Origin of the sequence: Micromonospora sp. S-DT3-3-22 (assembly GCF_015354745.1) — a bacterium.
In the GTDB taxonomy this organism is placed as follows: Bacteria; Actinomycetota; Actinomycetes; order Mycobacteriales; family Micromonosporaceae; genus Micromonospora; species Micromonospora wenchangensis.
Map to the genome: position 1 here is coordinate 12,949 of NZ_JACGMO010000064.1, position 20,662 is coordinate 33,610.

Below are 20,662 nucleotides of genomic sequence, written 5' to 3' on the forward strand. Positions count from 1 at the left end.
CCCGCGGTCAGTCCGGGGGCACCAGGACGAGACGGCCGGCGGTGGTGCCGGCCCGCTGGTCGGCCCAGGCGTCCACCGCCTCGGCCAGGGGCCGCACCTGGTGGGTGACGGTCAGCCGGCCGGCGGCGGCGTGCCCGGCGACCAGCGTGACCGCCGTGGCCCGTTCGGCGGGGGTCAGCTCGTTGTTGGTGTAGCCCAGCAGACGCAACGACCCGCCGCGCAGGGTCGCCGAGTCGATCGTCGCGCTCGGCGCGGCCGACCCGCCGAGGTTGACCAGCCGCCCGCCCGGGGCCAGAGCACGCAGGGCCGCCGCGGCGGGCACCCCGAACAGGGGGTCCAGCACCAGGTCCACCGGGCCGTCGGCGGCCTGCCGGAACCGCCGGGCGAGGGTCTCCGGTTCGTCGGTGGCGGTGAGCCGGACCACCGCGTCCGCGCCGCAGCGGCGGGCGGAGTAGACGGCGGCGTCGGAGCGGCAGGCGGCGACCACGCGTCCCGCCCCGGCGAGCCGGGCGAGCTGCACGGCGGCCTGCCCGACCGTGCCCCCGGCGGCGAGCACCAGCACCACCTCCCCCGGGCGTAGGCCCCCGCGCAGGGTCAACGCCGCCCAGGCGGCGACCGCCGAGAGCCCGAGGGCCGCCACCAGGCGGTGGTCGGCGTCCGGCGGCAGGGGCACCGGGTCGGCGGCGGGGACCACCGCGTACCCGGCCAGGCTGCCGTCGCCGGGTGCCATCCCCGCCCGGGTGGGGAACCAGACCGGGGTGCCGTCGTCGAGGGTGCCCACACCCTGCACCCCGGGGACGTACGGCAGGGCCGGGACGCCCAGGTAGGAGGTGCCCGAGGCGCACAGCAGGTCCAGCGGGGTCAGCGGGGCGGCGGTGACGCGTACCCGCACCTCGCCGTCGGCCGGCACCGGCCGGGGGCGGGTGACCACCTCGGGTGGCGCGCCGTGACCGGTGACGACGACGGCGGGCATCGACGCGGAGTCGGCTCCGGCGGTCATCAGGTGGCGATGTCGGGGTAGGGCAGCGAGAAGTGGGCCAGCCGCAGGCCGTACTGCTTCTGGTAGGCCATCGGCTCGGCGTGGTCCCGTTCGAACATGGCGATGAACAGGGTCAGGGTGAGGAACGGGTGCGCGCCGAGGGCGAAGAGCCGGACGTGGTCGTGGCTGGCCAGCGCGTCGCGCTCCTCGTCGGTGAAGCGCAGCCAGGTGCTCGCCTCGCCGGTGTGGCAGTTGAGGACGGCGTTGGCGCGTTCGGCCTCCCACCAGGTCACCGTGCCGTGCGGGTCGGTGCGGTAGCGCTCCACCAGCTCCGGGTCGCGGTCGACGGTGTAGAGGAACTTGTCGACCAGGTAGCGGCTCATGCCGGCGCTCCGTTCGGGTACCAGGTGAAGTACGCCTCCATGGTGTGGAACAGGTCGAGGGTGTCCACGTGGTCGGCCTTGGCGCCCGCGCCGGCCACCCCCATCATCAGCATGAAGTCCATGAAGCCGTGGGTGGCGTTGCCGGGGGCGTGCAGGCTGTCCAGGGTCACCTCGGACAGGCAGCCGTCGAGGTCGCCGTTGGCGATCCACTCCACCGCCCGGCGGTCGAACTCCGGGTCCGGGCCCTGCGGGCCGAACTGGCGGGGCCCGCCCAGCTCCAGCGACAGGTGGCCGGTGCCGATGACGGCCACCCGCAGGTGGCTGGGCCAGCTCTCGACGATCTCCCGGATGGCCGCGCCGAGCTGCACGAACCGTTTCGGCTGCGGCAGCGGCGGAGCGAAGATGTTGGTGTAGATCGGCACGATCGGCAGGTCCGCCTCGGGCCGCAGCGTGATGATCGGGCAGGTGATGCTGTGGTCGATCCGCAGCTCGTTGCTGAAGGCCAGGTCGAAACCGGCGTCCAGACCGGCGCGCAGCACGTGGGCCGACAGGTCCTCCTGGCCGCGCAGCAGCATCCGGGGCAGCCCGAACTCGCGTTCCTCGTTGTACCAGTTGGCGTCGTAGAACGGCGCCTTGCCGACCAGGAACTGCGGCATGTTGTCCAGCCACAGCTGGTGGAAGTGGTCGGAGCCGACCATCACCAGCACGTCCGGCCTGGCCCGGGTGAGGGTCTCCCGGAAGGCGAGGATCTTGCGGGCCCACTCGTCGGCGAACGGGGGCCGGTCCTCACCGGTGGCGGTGGTGGCGCGGTAGTAGAACGGATGGTGGGTGGAGGCGATGACCGCGACGACCTGGGCCATGGCCGCTCCTCTCGCAGACGGTGGGGGGTGGGATCAGTCGGCGTCGTCCGGCACGTACCGGGCGTTGCGGTCGACGGTGCGGTAGATGTCCATGCCGAGCGGGCGGCGTCGCTCCTCGGCGAGGTGGCCGAGCAGGCCGGCGGTGCGGGCCAGCAGGGCGAAGCCGCGCAGCAGGTCGATCGGCAGGCCGAGGTCGGCCAGGGCAGCGCCGCACACCCCCGCGCCGTTGAGCGGCAGGGTACGGCCGAGCACCTGCGGGTGGACCCGGCCGACCGCCTCGAACAGCCGCAGGTGGGGCCCGCGCAGCCCCTCCTGCTCGGCGATCGCGACCAGCACCGGGGTGCGGGGGTCGGTCTCCTTGTGCACCGGGTGGCCGAGCCCCGGCACCAGACGCCCGGCGGCGCGGGCGGCACGGACCGCGTCCAGGGCGACGGCGTCCCAACCGGCGTCGTCGATGGGCGGCTCGGGTAGACCGGCGAGGGTGTCGGCGAGGAACCGCCCGCAGTCCTCGGTGACGCCGAGGAAGCGGGAGCCGCCGCCGAGCAGGCCGGCGGCGATCGCGCCCTGCAACGCCTCCGGCGCGCTGAGGTACGTCAGCCGGGCGGCGATCGCGGTAGGGGTGAAGCCGTGGTCGGCCAGGGCCACCAGGACGGCCTCGAAGACGCGTACCTCGCCGGGGCCGGGGCGACGCCCGGCGACCAGCCAGAAGGCCAGTTCACCGAAGCCCACCCGGCCCATCAGGTCGCCGGCCAGGTCCTGACCGAGCAGCCGGATGGTGGTCGGGTCGGAGGTGCCGATCGAGGTCGGGAAGTCTAGCTGCCGGTCAGCCACGCGCGGATCTCCTCGCCGTGTTCGTCGAGCGCGGGCGGCGGGGCGCCGTACCGCGCGGGGGTGTCCGAAAGGGTGATCGGGTGCCGGATGCCGGGGACCGCGGCGGCGCCCTCGCCGACGGTGACCACCGGGTCCAGCCCGAGGCGTTCGGCGAGCGCGACCCCGCCGTCGATGGTGTTGATCGGGGCGCAGGGCACCCCGGCGGCCATCAGGTCGGTGAACCACTCGTCGCGGGTGCGCCGGCGCAGCCGCTCGACCAGCAGCGGGCGCAGTTCCTCCCGGTTGGCGGTGCGGTCCTGGTTGCGGGTGAACCGGGGGTCGTCGACGAGTTCCGGCAGGTCGAGCACCTGGCAGAGCCGGCGGAACTGCCCGTCGTTGCCGGCGATCACGATCAGCTCGCCGTCGGCGACGGGCAGCGGCTCGTACGGGAAGAGGCTGGGGTGGGCGTTGCCCATCCGGTAGGGCACCACCCCGCCCGCGACGTAGCCGCTGCTGTGGTTGACCAGACCGGACAGCGCCGAGGAGAGCAGGTTGACCTCGACGTGCTGGCCGCGTCCGGAGTCGTGCCGGTGGTGCAGGGCGGCGAGGATGCCGATCGCGGCGTGCAGCCCGGCCATCACGTCGAACACGGAGATGCCGGCCCGGTAGGGCGGGCCGTCCGGGTCGCCGGTGAGGCTCATCAGCCCGGAGATGGCCTGCACCATCAGGTCGTAGCCGGGGTAGGCCGCGCCCGCGCCGGTGCCGAACCCGCTGATCGAGGCGTAGACCACCCGGGGGTTGCCGGCGGCCACGGTGTCGTAGTCCAGCGCGAAGCGGCGCAGCCCGCCGGGCTTGAAGTTCTCGATCAGGACGTCGGCCCGGGCGGCCAGCCGGTGCGCCACGGTGAGGTCGTCGGGGTCCTTCAGGTCGAGCGCGATGGACCGCTTGTTGCGGTTGATGCCCAGGTAGTAGGTGGCGACGCCGTCGCGGACCGGGGGCATCCAGGTGCGGGTGTCGTCGCCGCCGGGCCCCTCCACCTTGATCACCTCGGCGCCGAGGTCGGCCAGCAGCATGGTGGCGTACGGCCCGGCGAGGATGCGGGAGAAGTCGGCCACCACGACGCCGTGCAGCGGACCGGTCCGGCTCGGTGTCTCCTCTGCCATGACCCACTCCTCACGTTGTCCGCCTGGCGGACTTGTGTCCGCCAGGCCAGTTTCACCGGCGGGCCGGTCGGACGTCAACACCCCGGCGTGATTCTCGGGAAACTCCCACCTCCGCGCGGTGTGCAACGATCGGACACACCTCGGTAACTCGTTCTTGACATGACCGGTGACCGGGAACACACTGGCGAAACCTGATCTGACCGTACAGCGGACATGCGTCCGCAAGCACCCCGGAACGGAAGTGGCGGCGATGAGTGCGAACGAGGGGCGGACACCGGCGGCGGGCCGGCCGGTGGTCTTCCGCAACGGCCTGGTGCTGACCATGGACGACGCCCACACGGTGCTCCCCCGCGCCGACGTGCTGGTCGTCGACGACCGGATCGCCGCCGTCGGGGTCGGGCTGGACGTGCCCGAAGGCACCTGGGAGATCGACGCGGCCGGCGGCATCGTCATGCCCGGCATGATCGACACCCACCGGCACATGTGGCAGACCGCGATGCGCGGCTACGGCGCCGACTGGACACTCACCCAGTACTTCGTCTGGTACTACCTGGAATCCGGCAAGCTGTTCCGCCCCGAGGACGTCTACGCGGGCAACCTGCTCGCCGCCATCGAGGCGGTCGACGCCGGGGTCACCACCACCGTGGACTGGTCACACGGCCTACAGACCCCGCAGCACGCCGACGCCGCCGTCGACGCCCTGGAGGCGGTGCCGGGCCGGTTCGTGCTCGCCTACGGCAACCTGCAACAGGGACCGTGGCAGTGGGCCACCACCCCCGAGTTCCGCGACTTCGTCACCCGCCGCATCCACGGCCGCGGCGACCGGCTCGGCTTCCAGATGGCCTTCGACGTCACCGGCGACCCGGCCTTCCCCGAGCGGGCCGCCTTCGAGGTCGCCCGGGACCTCGGCGTGCCGGTCACCACCCACGCCGGGGTGTGGGGGGCCACCAACGACGACGGCATCCGGCTGATGCACGAGCACGGGTTCATGACCGAGTCGACCGTCTACGTGCACGCCGCCACCCTCAACCGCGACTCGTACCACCGGATCGCGGCCACCGGCGGCTCGGTCTCGGTGTCCACCGAGAGCGAGCAGAGCGCCGGCCAGGGCTACCCGCCCACCTGGCAGCTGCGCCACCACGACATCCCGGTCTCGCTGTCCATGGACACCAGCGTCTGGTGGAGCGGCGACCTGTTCTCCGCGATGCGCGCCACGCTCAGCGCCGACCGGTCCCGGGAACACCTCGAGGCGCACGGTCGACAGGAGACCGTCACCCACTGCCACCTGCGCGCCGAACAGGTCGTGGAGTGGGCCACCCGGGGCGGCGCCCGGGCGCTCGGCCTCGACCACCTCGTCGGCGCCCTCACCCCGGGCCGCCGGGCGGACGTGGTGCTGATCAAGAACGACCGGTCGCCGGTGATGTTCCCGATCCTGCACCCCTACGGCCACGTGGTGTTCCAGGCTCAACGCGGCGACGTGCACACCGTGCTGGTCGACGGACGGGTGGTCAAGCACGAGCACCGGCTGGTCGACGTCGACCTCGCCGCCGCCCGCGCCGCCGTGGAACGCACCGTCGAACACCTCACCGACGCCATGGGCGTCGACGCCTGGGAGAAGGGGATGAACCCGGACGTCCCCGAGACGGCGGTGCTGGACAACCCGTACACCTACACCGAGTGGGACGCCGGCTCGGCGCAGTGGAAACATTAGCCATCCGACGCACCCGGCGGGTGACCGCCCGCCGGGCCGGGGCAGGCAGCGAAGGGAATCCATGGGGCGCGAGGCCGGAACCGACTTCATCGAGGCGCTGGCGCGCGGCCTCGACGTGCTGCGCTGCTTCCGTCCGGGCCAGCCGACGATGACGCTCAGCGAGATCGCCGCGGTGACCGGGCTGGCCCGCCCCACCGTGCGCCGCATCCTGCTCACCCTGGAGGAGCTGGGCTACGTGCGCGCCGCCGACCGGGGCTTCGCGCTCACCCCCCGGGTGCTGGAACTGGGCGTGGCGTACGTCAACTCGTTGAGCATCTGGGACGTCGCCCGCCCGCACATGCGGCAACTGGTGGCCGAGACCGACGAGTCGACCTCGCTGGCCCAGCTCGACGGCAGCGACATCGTCTACGTGTCCCGGGTGGCGGTGCCCAAGATCGTCACGCTCGCGGTGACCATCGGCACCCGGTTCCCGGCCGTGGCCACCTCGATGGGCAAGGTGCTGCTGGCCGCCCTCACCCCGGCGGAACTCACCGCCGTGCTGGCCGTGCCGAGCCGCTCCGGCATCGCCGCCCGCTGGCAGCCGGACCGCGACGAGCTGGACCGGGAACTGCGCGAGGTGCGGGCGCGCGGCTGGGCCCTGGCCGACCAGGACCTGGCCGCCGGCATCCGGTCGGTCGCCACCGGGGTACGCGACGGCGACGGCCGGGTGGTGGCCGCGCTCAACGTCACCGTGCACGCCGCCGAGACCTCACTGGAGCGGCTCACCGACGAGCACCTGCCGCGCCTGCTGCGCACCGCCGCCGAGATCAGCCGGGACTGGGCCCGGCTCGACACCGTGCCGATGACCGTGCAGCGGCCCGCCACGGACCGTCCGGGCTGAGCCGGAGGCTGCGACAGCCGTCTCACGATCACCGTCCTGGCTGGTCAGCGGCTTCCCACCCTGGCACCGTCGGCCGTACGCCGTGCCGCACCGGCCGGCGTCCCGGCCGACGTCCTCCGCCGCCCGGTCCCGGCCTCCCCCGCCGGTGCCGGGCCGACCCCGCGACGGAGAGCGCACCGGCCGCCCGTCGATCCGTGGGAGCGTCGATGCAACCTTCCGTCCGTACCTCACCGCCCCGTCCCGGGCGGCACACCGCCACCGCCGGCCGACCGTCCGACCGACGGTGGCGGCGACTGCGCGCCCTGCTCGTCATGACGCTGAGCGGCCTGCTGGTCGCCTCCGGACTCACCCTCGTCCCGACGGCCGACGCCGCCGACGGGTACGCCCGTGGCCCGGCCCCGACGGCGGCCAGCATCGCCGCCGCCCGGGGACCCTTCGCGACCGCCGAGACGACCGTGTCCGCGCTGACCGCCCGGGGCTTCGGCGGCGGCACCATCTACTTCCCGACCAGCACCGCCGAGGGCACCTTCGGCGCGGTGGCGATCGCGCCCGGGTTCACCGCCGGCCGGTCCAGTATGGCCTGGCTGGGGCCGCGACTGGCCTCCCAGGGCTTCGTCGTGTTCAACATCGACACGGTGACCCGCTCCGACCAGCCGGCCAGCCGGGGCCGGCAACTGCTGGCGGCGCTGGACTTCCTGGTGGACAGCAGCACGGTGCGCGACCGGATCGACCGCGACCGGCTGGGCGTGATCGGCCACTCGATGGGCGGCGGCGGCGCGTTGGAGGCGACCGTCGCGCGGCCGTCGTTGCGGGCGGCGATCCCGTTGACGCCGTGGAACCTGACCAAGAACTGGTCCCGGTCGCAGGTGCCGACGCTGGTCGTGGGCGCCGAGAACGACACCGTCGCCCCGACCCGCAGCCACGCCGAGCCGTTCTTCGCCAGCCTGCCCGCCGGGTTGGACAAGGCGTACCTGGAGTTGAACCGGGCGAGCCACTTCGCGCCCAACACGCCGAACACCACCATCGCGTCGTTCAGCATCTCCTGGCTCAAACGCTTCGTCGACGGGGACGTCCGCTACGAGCAGTTCCTCTGCCCCGCGCCCCGGACCGGGGCCGAGATCTCCGCGTACCGGGACAGCTGCCCGCACGCGGTCTGACCCGCCCGACGCCCCCGGCTCAGGCCGGGGGCGTCGACGTGAGCAGCGACCGTAGGGCCTGTTCCGCCAGGGCCAGGTCGAGCGGGCGTCCGGTCAGCAGCTCGGCGTAGAGCGCGGACTCGACGATCCGGATGTAGAGGTAGGCCAGCGACTCCGGCTCGCCCGGCAGGGCCCGCAGGTCGGGGCCGAGCACCTCGCGGAAGATCGCCACCTGGGCGCGGACGAAGCGGCGGTGCACCAGCCCCGGCGTGGTGAACAGGATCCGGGCGGCGAGTTCCGGTTCGGCGGCGAGGAACCGGCGGAACGGCGCGGACCGGGACAGCGCCCCGACGTAGTGCCGGGTCACCTCCACGACGCCGCCGACCCCGTCCGCGCGGCGGGCCCGCCGGGCGTCGGTGAGCAGCCGGTTGCCGAGCCACCACAGCACCTCGCCGAGCAACCGGTCCCGGCTGCCGGCGACACGGTAGAGGGTCGCCCGGCTGACGGCCAGGGCACGGGCCAACCCGTCCATGTCGACCGTGCCGTGGGCGAGGAAGTAGTAGCCGCCGCCCCGGACCAGGGCCTCGTGGCCGAGCACCCGGCGGGGTGGCACGCCACGCGACCCGCCGGGAGTGCCGTGGCCGCCCGCGTTGTCGGGCCGTCCGGCACCGGACGTGCGGGGACGGAACGTCGCTGAGCCCATACCTGGTACACGGTCGTCGACCATCGATTGTTCAACGACGTCCCCACGGGCACCGCGGTGAGCTGCGTCGACCCGGCCCGTCGGCGGATCAGGCGGGGCGGGCCGCGACGGGACGGCCGGCGATGGCCGGGTAGACCTGCTCCACGATGGTCAGCAGGGTGGCGGTCAGCAGCAGGTGCACCTGGTCACGGTCCAGCGCGCCCCGCTGGAGCCACTCCCGGGCGGTCGAGGTGGCCAGCCCGCCGTACGCCCGGATCATGCCGCGCAGCTCGGCCCGGCAGGTCGTGACGTCGGCCAGCCCCACCGCGACGAGCACGCTGTCCGCCGCGACCTCCTCGGCCTCGGTGAGCACCCGGGCGACGTCGGCGTCGTGGCCCATGTCGCCGGCGGTCACGGCGGCCAGCCAGGAGTCGCGGTGCCGGGAGACCACGTCGAGGAACCAGGTGACGCTGGCGTCGACCCGGGTGCGCAGGTCGCCGTCGGGCAGCCGTTCGACGGCGACCCCGGGCACCGTCACCATCACCCGGACGACCTCCAGGTAGAGCTGCTTCTTGGTGCCGAAGTAGTGGTTGATCAGGCCCCGGGCCACCCCGGCTTCGCGGGCGACGTCGGTGGTCGACACGGCCGCGTACGGGCGCGCGCCGAACAGCCGTACCGCGCAGGCGAGGATCTGTCCCCGCCGGGCGTCGGGCTCCAGCCGCCGTCGCCGGGGTTCGGTGTCAACGCTCATCCGCCGAACCCTATCGGCAGGTCGGCGCGGCGTGTCCCGGGTCGGCGGGCCGGTCCCGTCAGCCGGGCGGCGGGCGGAGCACCGGTCGCTTGACGGGCGGGCCGACGCCGGACGTTGATCAAGGATTGTTGACACCTCGCCAACAGGGCGTGAGGGTGGAGCCATGCCGACGCCTGGACTCGACACCTACACCCCGCCGTGGCGCGCGCCCGAACACGACGACCTCGCCGCACTGGCCCGCGACTTCTTCACCCGGGAGGTGCTGCCGCACACCGAACGGCTGCTGGCGCAGGGCCACCCCGACCGCGACCACTACCGGCGCGCCGGTGAGCTGGGCCTGCTCGGCCTGTCCGTGCCCGAGGAGTACGGCGGGGGCGGCGGCGGCTTCACCCACGAGGCCGTCCTGCTGCACGAGCAGACGCACGTCGGGGAGAGCACCCTCGGGCTGGCCGTGCACAGCGGCATCGTCACCGGCTACCTGGTCGCCTACGGCAGCGCCGAGCAGAAGCGGCGCTGGCTGCCCGGCCTGTGCCGGGGGGACCTGGTCGGGGCGATCGCGATGACCGAACCCGACGGCGGCTCCGACCTGCAGGCGATGCGGACCCGGGCCGTCCGCGACGGCGACGACTACCTGGTCACCGGGGCCAAGACGTTCATCAGCAACGGCGGCCTCGCCGACCTGGTCATCCTGGCCGTCAAGACCGACCCGGCGCAGCGGGCCGCCGGCATCTCCCTGCTGGTCTGCGAGGTCGGCGACGAACCGGCCGGATTCCGGCGGGGCCGGCTGCTGTCCAAGATCGGGCTGCACGGCAACGACACCGCAGAGCTGTTCTTCGACGGGCTGCGGGTGCCGGCGGACCACCTCCTCGGCGGGGCCGAGGGGCTCGGCTTCGGCCAGATGATGCGGCAACTGCCCCAGGAACGCCTGGTCATCGGCGTCGGCGCGGTGGCGGCGATGCAGCGGGCCGTGGAGCTGACCACCGCGTACGTCAAGGAACGCACCGCCTTCGGCAAACCGCTGATCGGCCACCAGAACACCCGGATGGTGCTCGCCGAGTGCGTCACCCGCACCCGGGTCAGCCGGGTGTTCCTCGACGACTGCATCGGCCGGCACGACAGGGGCGAACTGGACGTGGCCACCGCGGCGATGGCGAAAGCCTGGCTCACCGAGGGACAGTGCGAGATCGTCGACCGGTGCCTGCAACTGTTCGGCGGCTACGGCTACACCACCGAGTACCCGATCGCCCGGATGTACGCCGACGCCCGGGTGCAGAAGATCTACGGCGGCACCAACGAGATCATGAAGGAGCTGATCGCCCGTGCCCTCTGACCCCGACGCGCCCGCCGGTGGACCGTTGGCCGGGGTGCGGGTGGTGGAGCTCGCCAGCCTCGCGCCCGCGCCGTTCGGCTGCATGGTGCTGGCCGACCTCGGCGCGGACGTGGTGCGCGTCGACCGGCCGGACGGGGTCGGCGCGGGACGGCTCAGCGTCCCGACGACCGGCCCGCTGCACCGGGGGCGGCGGGTCACCACGCTGGACCTGAAGTCCCCCGCCGGGGTGGCCGACCTGCTGCGCCTGGTCGAGCGCGCCGACGTGCTGGTCGAGGCGTACCGGCCGGGGGTGGCCGAGCGGCTCGGTTTCGGGCCACGGACCTGCCGGGACCGCAACCCCCGCCTGGTCTACGCCCGGATGACCGGCTGGGGGCAGGACGGCCCGCTGGCCGCCCGCGCCGGGCACGACATCGACTACATCGCGGTGGCCGGCGCGCTGGAGCCGCTGGGCCGCCCCGGGCACCGCCCGCACGCCCCGCTGAACCTGCTCGGTGACTTCGCCGGGGGCGGGATGCTGCTGGTCACCGGGGTGCTGGCCGCGCTGCTGGAACGGGAACGCTCCGGCCTCGGGCAGGTCGTCGACGCCGCGATGGTCGACGGGTCGGCGCTGCTCACCGCGTTCCTGCACGGGATGCTCGGCGACGGCCGGTGGTCCGCGCCGCGCGGCGGCAACCTGCTCGACGGCGGCGCACCGTTCTACGACACCTACCGCACCGCCGACGACCGGTTCGTGGCGGTGGGCGCGCTGGAACCGGCGTTCTACGCCGCGCTGCTGGCCGGCCTCGGCCTGGCCGACGACCCGACGCTGCCCGCCCAGTACGACCCGGGCGGCTGGCCGGAGCTGCGCCGCCGGTTCACCGCCCGGTTCGCCGAGCGCACCCGGGACGAGTGGGCGGCGGTCTTCGCCGACCTCGACGCGTGCGTCGCGCCGGTGCTCGCCCCCACCGAGGCGCACCACCATCCACACAACGCCGCCCGGGGCACCTTCGTCGAGGTGGCGGGCGAGGTGCAGCCGGCGCCGGCGCCCCGGTTCGCCCGGACACCGGCGGCGCCGCCCCGGCCGGCTCCGGACCCGGCCGTGCCGCTGGACGTCGCCACGATCCTCGACGCCTGGCCCGCCCGCCCTTGACCACCCGCGCCCGGCCGGCCCCGCCGTGGTCCGGGGTCGGGGCCGATGGTCAGCCCACCGGGACGGCGGCGGCGGGGCGCGCGGGCGTCGAGGCCGGTAGTTGCCGGTCGTGCCACCGGCTGAGCAGGGCCAGCGAGGTGACCGCGCCGACCAGCGCGAGGAACATGTCCCACTGGGTGTCCCAGACGTCGCCCTGGGTGCCGAGGAAGTCGTCGGCGGCGGAGCCACCGGCCACCGAGGACCACCACTCGATCATCTCGAAGAAGGCGCTGAAGGCCAGGCAGGCGCAGACCACCAGCGGGGCGAGCCACCGGCTGCCGCGCAGCGGGGAACGCCGGACGAGGATCTCGCGGACCAGGATCGCCGGCACGAAGCCCTGCACGAAGTGCCCGAGCCGGTCGTACGGGTTGCGGGAGAGGTCGAGGGCGTCGCGTACCCAGTCGCCCAGCGGGACCCGCGCGTAGCTCCAGTGCCCGCCGACGACGAGGACCAGCGCGTGCGCCGCCAGCAGGCAGCACAGCAGGGTGGTCAGCGGGAAGCGCCGCCACACCAGCAGCACCACCGGCACGCCGACGATCACCCAGACCGTCTCCAGCAGCCAGGTCAGCCGGTCGTACGGCCGGATGCCGGACAGCACCAGCGCCGCGACGACGAGGCCCAGCAGCACCGGCGGGACGAGGGTACGGGCCCGGGTCACGGCGACCACCTGTTCGATGTGTGGGGGCCGCCCAGTCGCCGCCCGGCCGCCGACGATAACAGCGCCCACATCGGAGCGCCGTCGTCGGGCCGCCCGTCCGTCGGACCGGTGGGGCGGATGTCCGGGCCTGCCCGGTCGGCACCGACCGGCGGGGTTTGCCCGAATCAATGGGTGTCGATACGGTGCAGACGGCCCGTCCCGGCATCCCGTCACCGCAGAAGGAGCCCCATGCCACCCGCCTCCCCCACCCGAGGTCCCCGTCCCCGACGGCTCGGCCTGCTGGTCGTCACCGTCCTCGCCCTGGTCGCCGCCGCCACCGTCGTCGCCCCGCCGGCCGCCTCCGCGGCCACCGTCGACACCGGCGTCGACTACGTGCTCGTCAACCGCAACAGCGGCAAGGCGATGGACCTGTACGACTGGTCCACCGCCGACGGCGCGCCGGTCAGGCAGTACACCCGCAACGACCTCGCCGTGCAGCGGTGGCGGTTCGTCGACGTCGGCGGCGGCTACTACCAGCTCCGCTCGGCGCACAGCGGCAAGGTCCTCGAACTGCCCAACGCCGTCGACGGCACCCCCCTGGTGCAGAACCCGGCGACCGGCGGCAACACCCGGCAGCACTTCCGGCTCGTCGACTCGGCCGGCGGCTACGTCCGGCTGCTCAACCGGCACTCCGGCAAGGCCCTCGACGTGTGGGAACGGTCCACCGCCGACGGGGCGACGATCTCGCAGTACCAGGACCTCGACGGGACCAACCAGCAGTGGCAGCTCGCCCGGCCGGGCGGCACGGCCGACTGCGGCAGCGGCGCGTTCCAGGCCGAGGCGGTGCTGGCCGGCGGCACCTGGACCGTCCGCAACGGTGGCACGACCGTACACACCGGCACCGACCTGCGGGCCGCCGTGCAGGCGGCGGTGAACAGCCTCACCCCCGGCCGGACCAGCAAGCAGCGGGTGGTGGTGCGCGGCTCGGGCACGATGAGCGCCAACTCGCGCATCTCGCTGCCCAGCTACACCACCCTCGACGTGTGCGGCACGATCAACGTCACCGGCACCGGCTCCGGTGACCAGGCCCCCGTCTACTCCCGGGGCACCACCCAGGTCGAGGTGCAGCACCTCACCCTCACCGGCACCCCGCTGTACGGGGTCTTCCTGCGCAACGTCACCGACGTCGTGCTGGGGCAGCTCGACATGCGGCTCTCAGCCGGCCTCGGCGTCCGCATCGACAACCGGGGCGACACCAGCCAGTGGACCCGCAACGTCCGGATCGACACCGTGTACGTCTCCGGTGCCAGCTCCCACGCGGTGGAGACGTACGGCGTCGACGGGCTGACCGTGGGCACCGTCACCGCCCGCAACGTCGGCGAGTCCGGCCTGCTGCTCAACCAGACCATCAACGCCACCGTCACCACCGTCGACGCGGAGAACGCCGGCACCGGCACCGGCTACGCCGCGTTCCGGATGGCCAACCGCAACGGCCGCATCGGCGACAGCTACCCGACCAACATCCGGGTCGGCACCGTCCGGGCCCGGGGCGGCGGCCGGGGCGTGTTCTGCGTCTCCGAGTCCGGCGGCGCGACGATCGACCGGGTCGACATCGCCAACACCGGAAACAACGCCGTGCTGATCGAGAACTGCTACGGGGTGAGCCTGGCCACCAACGGCGGCACGATCAGCGGCGGCGGCGAGGTCCGGCTCGCCGAACGCGCCGAGTTCCCCGGCAACCGGGACCTCGCCCTGCGCAACTTCACCCTGGTCAACAACCGGATCGTGGAGAACCCCTGCGCCGACAACCTGACCATCAGCAACATCACCCTGAACAACGCGACAATCGTCCGCTGCTGACCCCCGGGCGGGGGCGTCGGCGGCATGTCGGCGGCATGTCGGCGCCGTGTCAGCCGGCCGGCGCACGCTGGCCGGCATGACAGCTGAGTTGATGATCGAAGCCGAGGGCCTGGTCAAGACCTTCGGGTCCACCCGGGCGTTGCAGGGGGTGGACCTCGCCGTGCCCCGGGGCACCGTGCTCGGGGTGCTCGGCCCGAACGGGGCCGGCAAGACCACCGCCGTGCGTATCCTGTCCACGCTGCTGACCCCGGACGCCGGCACCGCCCGGATCAACGGCCTCGACGTGGTACGCCAGGCCGAGCGGGTCCGGCAGTCCATCGGCCTCACCGGCCAGTACGCCTCGGTCGACGAGGACCTGACCGGACGGCAGAACCTGGAGCTGTTCGGGACGCTGCTGGAACTCGGCCGGGCCGGCGCGCGGCGGCGGGCGGCCGAACTGCTCGACTGGTTCGACCTGACCGCCGCCGCGAACCGGCCGGCCAAGACCTACTCCGGCGGGATGCGCCGCCGGCTGGACCTGGCCGCCAGCCTGGTCGGCTCACCGGACGTGATCTTCCTGGACGAGCCGACGACCGGCCTCGACCCGGCCAAGCGCGAGGACATGTGGGACGTCGTCCGGTCGCTGGTGACCAACGGGGCGACCGTGCTGCTCACCACGCAGTACCTGGAGGAGGCCGACGCGCTGGCCGACGCGATCACCGTGATCGACCACGGCCGGGTCATCGCCCACGACACCCCGGACGGGCTGAAGCGGGTCGTCGGCGGGCAGACCCTGGAGGTGCGGCCGACCGACCCGGCCAACCTGGCCCCGACGGCGGCGATCCTGTCCCGGGTGGGCTCCGGCGCGCCCGCCGACGAGATCCGCAGGGGCGTGCTCGCGGTGCCGGTCACCGACGACTCCGCGTTGACCGAGAGCGTCGCCCGGCTGGCCGCCGCCGGCATCACGGTCACCGAACTCTCGCTGCACCTGCCGAGCCTCGACGAGGTCTTCTTCACCCTCACCGGCCGGACCGCGGCCGACGACGACACCACCCGTACGGAGGTCGCCGCATGAGCACCCTGACCGGCACCCCGCCCCGCACCGGGCCGACGCTGTCCACGGTCGTCGCGCAGCCCCGGCCGCTGCGGCTGCTGCGACACTCGCTGGCGCTGGCCAGACGCAGCCTGATCAAGACCTGGCGCACCCCGGAGGCGTTGATCGACGTCACCCTGCAACCGGTGCTGTTCCTGGTCATCTTCGTGTACGTCTTCGGCGGCGCGGTCGCCGGCTCCACCCACGACTACCTCCAGTACCTGCTGCCGGGCATCCTGGCGCAGACCATCGCCACCGGGTGCATCGCGATCGGCGTCAACCTCAACACCGACATCGCCAAGGGCATCTTCGACCGGTTCCGTTCGCTGCCCGTCCCCCGGTCCGCACCGCTGGTCGGCGCGGTGTTCGGCGACGTGGTGCGGTACGTGATCGTGACCGTCTCGACGCTGGCGATCGGCTACCTGCTCGGCTTCCGGATCGAGTCCGGCCCGGTGCAGGCGCTCGCCGGATGCCTGCTCGCGGTGCTGTTCGCGCTCTGCCTGAGCTGGCTGCCGGTCTACGTCGGGATGAAGGTCCGCACGCCGGGCGCGGTGCAGGGGGTGATGTTCGCGCTGATCATGCCGTTGAGCTTCGCGTCCAACGTGTTCGTCGCCGCCGGCACCCTGCCGGGCTGGATGCAGGCGGTGGTGACGGTGAACCCGCTGACCCATCTGGTGACGGCGATGCGCGGACTGTTCCTCGGCACCCCGGTCGGCAACCACGTGTGGTGGACGCTGCTGTGGTGCGCCGGCTTCGTGGCGGTGTTCATGCCACTGGCGCTGCGTGCGTACCGTCGGCGGGTCTGATCCGGCCGATCAGGTCGTCCATCAGCTCGCCGACGCGGGCGGTGGCCGCGGCGGCCGGCCGCGCCCGCCACCCGGCCAGCAACGGCTCCCGCCGCGCCTCGTCACCGAGGGCGGCGGTGAGCCGTTCCCCGACGCCCGACGGGAAGAACGCCGCCGAGTTGCTGCCCAGCCGGGTGCCGAGCGCGAACAGCTCCCGGGCGGTCCCGACGTCGTCGCGCCAGGCGGCGAGTTCCGCGCCCCCCAACGCCCAGGTCCCGATCACCGGCAGGTCCCGCGACGACAGCGCCTCCGCGCCGGCGGCGGCCAGCAGGTCGGCGGCGCGGGCGGCGGCGTCGCGCCGGGCGGCCGGCCAGACCTCGGCGACCCGCAGGCGCAGCACCGCCACCGCGACCCGCAGCACGACCCGGGGCTGCGGCGGCGGGCCGGGCCAGCCGGCCAGCGCGCGGACCACCGCGTCGGCGTGGCCGAGCGCCTCGTGGTGACGCCCGCGCTGCCAGGCGAGGCGGGCCAGTCCGAGGCTCGCCTGCGCGGTCTCGATCTCCTCGCCCTGGCCGGGGGTCGCCGTCTCGACCAACCGCCGCTCGGCCGCCGGGTCACCGCGCAGCGCGAGCTGCACGTCCAGCACCACCCGGGCGGCGCGGACGTCCTGGGTGGCGCCGAGCAGCTCCATGTGGTGCACGCCGCGTGCCAGCCACTCGGTGGAGCCGCCGTCGGTGGGGGTCAGGCCGTGCCCGACGACCTGCGCCGCCATCGCCATCCCCCAGTGGTCGCCGGCCGTCTCGAACCGACGGTACGCCTGCTCGGCGTCGGCCACCGAGGCCGCCGGCAGACCCCCGCTGTCCCCGATCGCCGCGCGGGCGAACAGGCCGAAGCCCTGCACGTACGGGTCGGGATGCTCGATCAGGGTGGTGGTGCCCGGCAGCGCCAGCTCCGGGTCGAGCTGGTCGAACGCCGGCAGCACGGAGGCGAGCACCGCGTGCCGGGAGGAGACCTTCCGGGGCCGCTCGGCCAGCAGCCGGGACAGGGCCCGGCGGGCGAGCACGGCGAGCCGGAGCGGGCCGGTGATGCCGGCGTTGACCACCACCAGCAGACACATCCAGGCCAGCCGGTCGGCGTCGGGCAACGACCGACCGCTGGCCCGGCCGGAGACGATCGCCGAGCCGCGTCGCCGCTCGGGGGTGTCGAGGTGCAGCAGGCCCCGGGACCAGCCGGAGACCTCCAGGTGCAGGCCCCGCACCGCCCACAGGTGGAACAGCGGGGTGGCGATGTCCACCACCGCCGGTTCGTCGTCGTGCCCGGCCGCCCACCGCAGGCCGGCGACGAGATTGTCCTGCTCGGCGGCGCACCGGTCGAACGCGTCGAGCTGGTCGGGGCCGATGAACCTGTCGAGCAGCCCGACCGCCTGCCGGCGGGCCCAGCCGACCAGGCCGGCCATGGCGGCGGCGCGTTCACCGGCGGCGTCGAGCCGGGCCTCGCCGTACTCGCGGACGGTCTCCAGCATCCGGTAGCGGGGCGGGCCGTCGCCCTCGACGAGGGTCAGCAGGGACTGTTCGACCAGCCGCGCCAGCCCACGCCGGACGTCGGGGAGGCCGGCGACGGCGGCGGCGAGGTCGGCGGTGAACGGGGCGGGGACCACCGCGACCCGCTGGAGCAGGTCCCGGTCGGCGGGGGCGAGCAGTTCCCGGCTCCAGTCGACCATCGCCCACAGGCTCGCGTGCCGCTCCGGCAGGCCGCGCAGCGCGGCGTCGAGCAGCGCGAACCGGTCGGTCAACCCGGCGAGCACGTCGTCGATCGGCATGTGCCGCAGCCGGGCGGCGGCCAGTTCGAGGGCCAGCGGCAGGTTGTCCAGCCGGTGGCACAGCGCCAACGCCCGGTCGGTGTCCCAGGTGGGCACCGCACCCCCGGCGCGCGCCCGGGACTCGACCAGCGCCACCGCGTCGGCGTCGGGCAGCACGGTCAACCGGTGCACCCGTTCCCCGGCCAGACCCAGCGGCGCCCGGCTGGTCGCCAGCACGGCCACCTCCGGTGGGCACACCGCGACCAGGTCCGCGACGACCGTCGCCACCGGGTCCAGGAGGTGTTCACAGTTGTCCAGCACCACCAGGCCGTCGAGTTCCGGCGCCAGGGCACCCAGCCGCTCCTGCGGGGCGAGCACCCGGCGGTCGAGGCCCAGGGTGCCGCCGGCCGTCGTGGTGTCCGCCCCGCCGAGGGCCGCCAGGACGGCGGGCAGCACCTCCTCGGCGGCCCGCAGGCCGGCCAGTTCGATCACCCGGGCCGGCCGGCCGGCCGCCACCGCCCGGCGTACCACCTCGGCGGCGAGCCGGGTCTTGCCCGCGCCGCCGGTGGCCACGACGGTCACCAGGGCCGCCTCGGTCAGCGCCGCCTCCACGGCCTCGACGTCCCGTTCCCGGCCGACGAGCGCGGTCACCGGCCGCCGCCACGCGGCCGGCAGGACGGTCCGGGTCGGCGCGACCGGCGACGTCGGGGCGGCCGGGGTGGTCAGCTCGCCCCGCAGCAACGCCAGGTGGACCTGGCTGATCACCGGCGACGGGTCGGTGCCGTAGCGGTCGGCCAGTTCGGTGCGCAACCGCGCGACCACCTCCAGGGCCTCGGCGTCGCGCCCCTGGGCGGCGAGCATCCGGACCAGCAGGGCGGCCGACGGCTCGTCCGGCGGGGTCCGCGCCACCAGCCGCCGCAGGTCACCGTCGTCGTACGGGCCGGGGCCGGTCAGTGCCGCCTCGGCGCGCAACGCGACGACGTCGGCGAACAGCCGGCTGGTCGCCTCGGTGTCCCACTCCGGGACCTCGGGGAACAGCGCCCGGGCCGCATCGGCGGCGTCCCGGGCGGCCGGCCCGGCACCGTCGCGCAGGGCGGCCCGACCCCGCTCCAGCAGCGACCGGGCCCGGACCGCGTCGACGGTGACCTGCTCGGCGGGCAGCCGGTAGCCACCCGGCACGGCGACCACCGGCAGCCCCAGCCGGCGTACCCGGGAAACCAGCGCCTGCACCGCGCCGGTCGTGTCGTCGGGCGGCGTGCCGTCCCACACCGCGTCCACCAGCAGCGCGGTGGAGACCGCCCGGCCCCGCGCGTCGACCAGCGTGCGGATCACGGCGGCGAGCCGTTCACCCCGGACCGGCCGGCCGTCGACGGCGAGCGGGCCGAGGATGCTGATCTGCACGGGTCCAGCATCCCTCACCGGGATGCCGGGCCGTCGCCGTCCCCCGCTTCAGCGGCGGGTCCGCCGCGCCCGGACGACCCCGACCAGCGCCGCCAGCAGCAGCCCGACGCCGATCACCCCGACCCCCAGCAGCAGCGACCGGGTCCCGCCGACGCCGGCCCGGGGATCGGCGGCGGGGGCCGCGCCCGGGGACCCCGCCGTCGGGGCTCCGCTGGACGCTGTCGGTGCCCGGTCGGACGCCGTCGGGGCGGGCGGGGACGACACGGCCGGCGTGCGGGCCGCCGGGCGGGCGTAGCGCAGCACCGTCGGCAGGGTGCCAGGCGGCTGGCCGGCGGTCTCGGAGACGGTGAGCAGCCAGCGGCCGTCCCGGCTGTAGCTGACCGACTCGCCCTGCGGCTCGTCGGGCAGCGCCACGACCCGGGGCGTGCCACCGGTGAGCGCGGCCACCACGTCGCCGTCGGTCACCTCGTACTCGAACGCGTCGGCGTAGGTACGCAGCACCACCGAGCGGCCGTCCGGGGCGGTGGCCCCGCCGGTGACCAGCCGGCGGCCGAAGAACGAGTACGGGTTCGGGGTCGTGGTGAGCGGCAACCGGAGCTGCCCCGCCAGCGTCAACGGCACCGTCGCGCCGGCCCGCAGCGGTCCCGCCGGGACGTAGACGCCGGCGCTGCCGCCCTGCTTGGTCACCACCACCGGCCGGCCCGCCCCGTCGAGCAGCAGCGCCTCCGCGTCGTGCGCCCCGTCGGGGTACGTCAGGCGGTGCAGCACCGGCCGGCGGGCCCCGGGCGACAGCGTCCACAGCGCCACCGTCGAACGGGTCCGGTCGTTGTCGCCGATGTCGGCGACCCAGACCGTGCCGTCCGCGCCGACCGCCAGGTCCTCGGTGTCGCGGGGCCGTGACGGGTAGGCCACCGTCCGCACCACCGCGCACCGGGTGTCGAGGAAGAAGATGCGCCGCCGGGACGCCTCGTCGGCGCCGTCGTTGACCATCACGAAGCCGGAGTCGGTGGCGACCATGCCGGAGATCTCGGTCAGCCGCCCGTCGCGGACCCGGCACACCGTGGCCGGCGCCGCCGCGCGGGCCGGGTCGGGCACGGCCACCGTCGCCGTACCGACGACGAGCAGCGTGGTGAGCAGCGCCGACCCGCGGGTGGCCGTCCGCCGCGCCATCGACCCTCCCCCATGGCCGGCGACGCCCGCCGCCGACGATCCGAGCACAGGAGCTTGCCGGTCGCCGTACGCCGCGTCAATGCCGC

General features: G+C 74.5%; 18 protein-coding genes. 8 read left to right on the forward strand and 10 right to left on the reverse strand.

Features of this window, described 5'->3' with window-relative positions; genetic code table 11:
- Window positions 1-7 precede the first annotated feature (7 nt).
- The 5 genes from H1A17_RS19125 to H1A17_RS19145 are packed head-to-tail and all read right to left on the reverse strand — an operon-like array spanning window position 8 to window position 4,195.
- Window positions 8-1,000: a zinc-binding dehydrogenase gene (locus H1A17_RS19125; protein WP_228543821.1), complete on the reverse strand. Its 993-nt coding sequence runs from the start codon at window positions 998-1,000 to the stop codon at window positions 8-10.
- Entirely contained in the window at window positions 1,000-1,362 is a 363-nt protein-coding gene (locus H1A17_RS19130) for a hypothetical protein (protein ID WP_088647735.1), read from the reverse strand. The genes H1A17_RS19125 and H1A17_RS19130 overlap by 1 nt, the downstream gene beginning before the upstream one ends.
- Complete coding sequence (locus tag H1A17_RS19135) at window positions 1,359-2,222, reverse strand: extradiol ring-cleavage dioxygenase (RefSeq protein WP_145920058.1); 864 nt, start codon at window positions 2,220-2,222, stop codon at window positions 1,359-1,361. Before H1A17_RS19135 ends, H1A17_RS19130 begins: the two co-directional genes overlap by 4 nt.
- Window positions 2,223-2,255: 33 nt before the next feature.
- A complete protein-coding gene (locus tag H1A17_RS19140) occupies window positions 2,256-3,053 on the reverse strand; it encodes a citryl-CoA lyase (protein ID WP_194822531.1) in 798 nt (265 codons plus the stop codon).
- Complete coding sequence (locus H1A17_RS19145; protein ID WP_194822532.1) at window positions 3,035-4,195, reverse strand: CaiB/BaiF CoA-transferase family protein; 1,161 nt, start codon at window positions 4,193-4,195, stop codon at window positions 3,035-3,037. The genes H1A17_RS19140 and H1A17_RS19145 overlap by 19 nt, the downstream gene beginning before the upstream one ends.
- A 250-nt stretch (window positions 4,196-4,445) precedes the next feature.
- Between H1A17_RS19145 and H1A17_RS19150 the strand changes: the two genes are divergently transcribed.
- The 3 genes from H1A17_RS19150 to H1A17_RS19160 all read left to right on the forward strand — a co-directional run bounded on the left by H1A17_RS19150 (window position 4,446) and on the right by H1A17_RS19160 (window position 7,943).
- On the forward strand, window positions 4,446-5,906 hold the full coding sequence (locus H1A17_RS19150) for an amidohydrolase family protein (RefSeq protein WP_145920061.1): 1,461 nt from the start codon (window positions 4,446-4,448) through the stop codon (window positions 5,904-5,906).
- A 61-nt stretch (window positions 5,907-5,967) separates the two neighbouring features.
- On the forward strand, window positions 5,968-6,786 hold the full coding sequence (locus H1A17_RS19155; protein ID WP_145920062.1) for an IclR family transcriptional regulator C-terminal domain-containing protein: 819 nt from the start codon (window positions 5,968-5,970) through the stop codon (window positions 6,784-6,786).
- 311 nt (window positions 6,787-7,097) lie between these two features.
- Complete coding sequence (locus H1A17_RS19160) at window positions 7,098-7,943, forward strand: alpha/beta hydrolase (RefSeq protein ID WP_228543827.1); 846 nt, start codon at window positions 7,098-7,100, stop codon at window positions 7,941-7,943.
- A gap of 19 nt (window positions 7,944-7,962) precedes the next feature.
- Here the strand turns inward: H1A17_RS19160 and H1A17_RS19165 are convergent, their stop codons facing one another.
- Window positions 7,963-8,535, reverse strand: a complete 573-nt coding sequence (locus H1A17_RS19165) for a QsdR family transcriptional regulator (protein ID WP_145920064.1) — start codon at window positions 8,533-8,535, stop codon at window positions 7,963-7,965.
- Window positions 8,536-8,713: 178 nt separating this feature from the next.
- Entirely contained in the window at window positions 8,714-9,355 is a 642-nt protein-coding gene (locus H1A17_RS19170) for a TetR/AcrR family transcriptional regulator (protein WP_145920065.1), read from the reverse strand.
- Window positions 9,356-9,518: 163 nt separating this feature from the next.
- On the opposite strand from H1A17_RS19170, the gene H1A17_RS19175 reads away from it, so the two are divergent.
- Together H1A17_RS19175 and H1A17_RS19180 are read left to right on the forward strand one after the other, a co-directional pair.
- The gene (locus tag H1A17_RS19175; RefSeq protein WP_194822535.1) at window positions 9,519-10,685 is read left to right on the forward strand and encodes an acyl-CoA dehydrogenase family protein; all 1,167 of its coding nucleotides are present in this window, start codon (window positions 9,519-9,521) and stop codon (window positions 10,683-10,685) included.
- A complete protein-coding gene (locus H1A17_RS19180) occupies window positions 10,675-11,814 on the forward strand; it encodes a CaiB/BaiF CoA-transferase family protein (RefSeq protein WP_194822536.1) in 1,140 nt (379 codons plus the stop codon). The genes H1A17_RS19175 and H1A17_RS19180 overlap by 11 nt, the downstream gene beginning before the upstream one ends.
- Before the next feature lie 49 nt (window positions 11,815-11,863).
- On the opposite strand, the gene H1A17_RS19185 is transcribed toward H1A17_RS19180, so the two are convergent.
- Window positions 11,864-12,511 carry a DUF2238 domain-containing protein gene (locus H1A17_RS19185; RefSeq protein WP_194822537.1) on the reverse strand — a complete coding sequence of 216 codons (648 nt, stop codon included), beginning with the start codon at window positions 12,509-12,511 and terminating at the stop codon, window positions 11,864-11,866.
- 228 nt (window positions 12,512-12,739) lie between these two features.
- Between H1A17_RS19185 and H1A17_RS19190 the strand changes: the two genes are divergently transcribed.
- From H1A17_RS19190 to H1A17_RS19200, 3 genes are all read left to right on the forward strand, one after another.
- Window positions 12,740-14,350, forward strand: coding sequence for an RICIN domain-containing protein (locus H1A17_RS19190; RefSeq protein WP_194822538.1), 1,611 nt, complete (start codon window positions 12,740-12,742; stop codon window positions 14,348-14,350).
- A gap of 76 nt (window positions 14,351-14,426) precedes the next feature.
- On the forward strand, window positions 14,427-15,404 hold the full coding sequence (locus H1A17_RS19195; RefSeq protein WP_145920070.1) for an ATP-binding cassette domain-containing protein: 978 nt from the start codon (window positions 14,427-14,429) through the stop codon (window positions 15,402-15,404).
- A complete protein-coding gene (locus H1A17_RS19200) occupies window positions 15,401-16,228 on the forward strand; it encodes an ABC transporter permease (RefSeq protein ID WP_194822539.1) in 828 nt (275 codons plus the stop codon). The genes H1A17_RS19195 and H1A17_RS19200 overlap by 4 nt, the downstream gene beginning before the upstream one ends.
- On the opposite strand, the gene H1A17_RS19205 is transcribed toward H1A17_RS19200, so the two are convergent.
- Entirely contained in the window at window positions 16,188-19,406 is a 3,219-nt protein-coding gene (locus H1A17_RS19205) for a BTAD domain-containing putative transcriptional regulator (RefSeq protein ID WP_194822540.1), read from the reverse strand. The two genes, H1A17_RS19200 and H1A17_RS19205, sit on opposite strands and share 41 nt — an antisense overlap.
- Window positions 19,407-19,454: 48 nt before the next feature.
- Complete coding sequence (locus H1A17_RS19210; protein WP_228543822.1) at window positions 19,455-20,576, reverse strand: hypothetical protein; 1,122 nt, start codon at window positions 20,574-20,576, stop codon at window positions 19,455-19,457.
- Between the last annotated feature and the right edge of the window lie 86 nt (window positions 20,577-20,662).

Bases quoted from the DNA above. Each gene is read 5' to 3' on its own strand.
- H1A17_RS19125 (WP_228543821.1), bottom strand. From the start codon at position 1,000: ATGACCGCCGGAGCCGACTCCGCGTCGATGCCCGCCGTCGTCGTCACC.
- H1A17_RS19130 (WP_088647735.1), bottom strand. From the start codon at position 1,362: ATGAGCCGCTACCTGGTCGACAAGTTCCTCTACACCGTCGACCGCGAC.
- H1A17_RS19135 (WP_145920058.1), bottom strand. From the start codon at position 2,222: ATGGCCCAGGTCGTCGCGGTCATCGCCTCCACCCACCATCCGTTCTAC.
- H1A17_RS19145 (WP_194822532.1), bottom strand. From the start codon at position 4,195: ATGGCAGAGGAGACACCGAGCCGGACCGGTCCGCTGCACGGCGTCGTG.
- H1A17_RS19150 (WP_145920061.1), top strand. From the start codon at position 4,446: ATGAGTGCGAACGAGGGGCGGACACCGGCGGCGGGCCGGCCGGTGGTC.
- H1A17_RS19155 (WP_145920062.1), top strand. From the start codon at position 5,968: ATGGGGCGCGAGGCCGGAACCGACTTCATCGAGGCGCTGGCGCGCGGC.
- H1A17_RS19160 (WP_228543827.1), top strand. From the start codon at position 7,098: ATGACGCTGAGCGGCCTGCTGGTCGCCTCCGGACTCACCCTCGTCCCG.
- H1A17_RS19170 (WP_145920065.1), bottom strand. From the start codon at position 9,355: ATGAGCGTTGACACCGAACCCCGGCGACGGCGGCTGGAGCCCGACGCC.
- H1A17_RS19175 (WP_194822535.1), top strand. From the start codon at position 9,519: ATGCCGACGCCTGGACTCGACACCTACACCCCGCCGTGGCGCGCGCCC.
- H1A17_RS19190 (WP_194822538.1), top strand. From the start codon at position 12,740: ATGCCACCCGCCTCCCCCACCCGAGGTCCCCGTCCCCGACGGCTCGGC.
- H1A17_RS19195 (WP_145920070.1), top strand. From the start codon at position 14,427: ATGACAGCTGAGTTGATGATCGAAGCCGAGGGCCTGGTCAAGACCTTC.
- H1A17_RS19200 (WP_194822539.1), top strand. From the start codon at position 15,401: ATGAGCACCCTGACCGGCACCCCGCCCCGCACCGGGCCGACGCTGTCC.
- H1A17_RS19210 (WP_228543822.1), bottom strand. From the start codon at position 20,576: ATGGCGCGGCGGACGGCCACCCGCGGGTCGGCGCTGCTCACCACGCTG.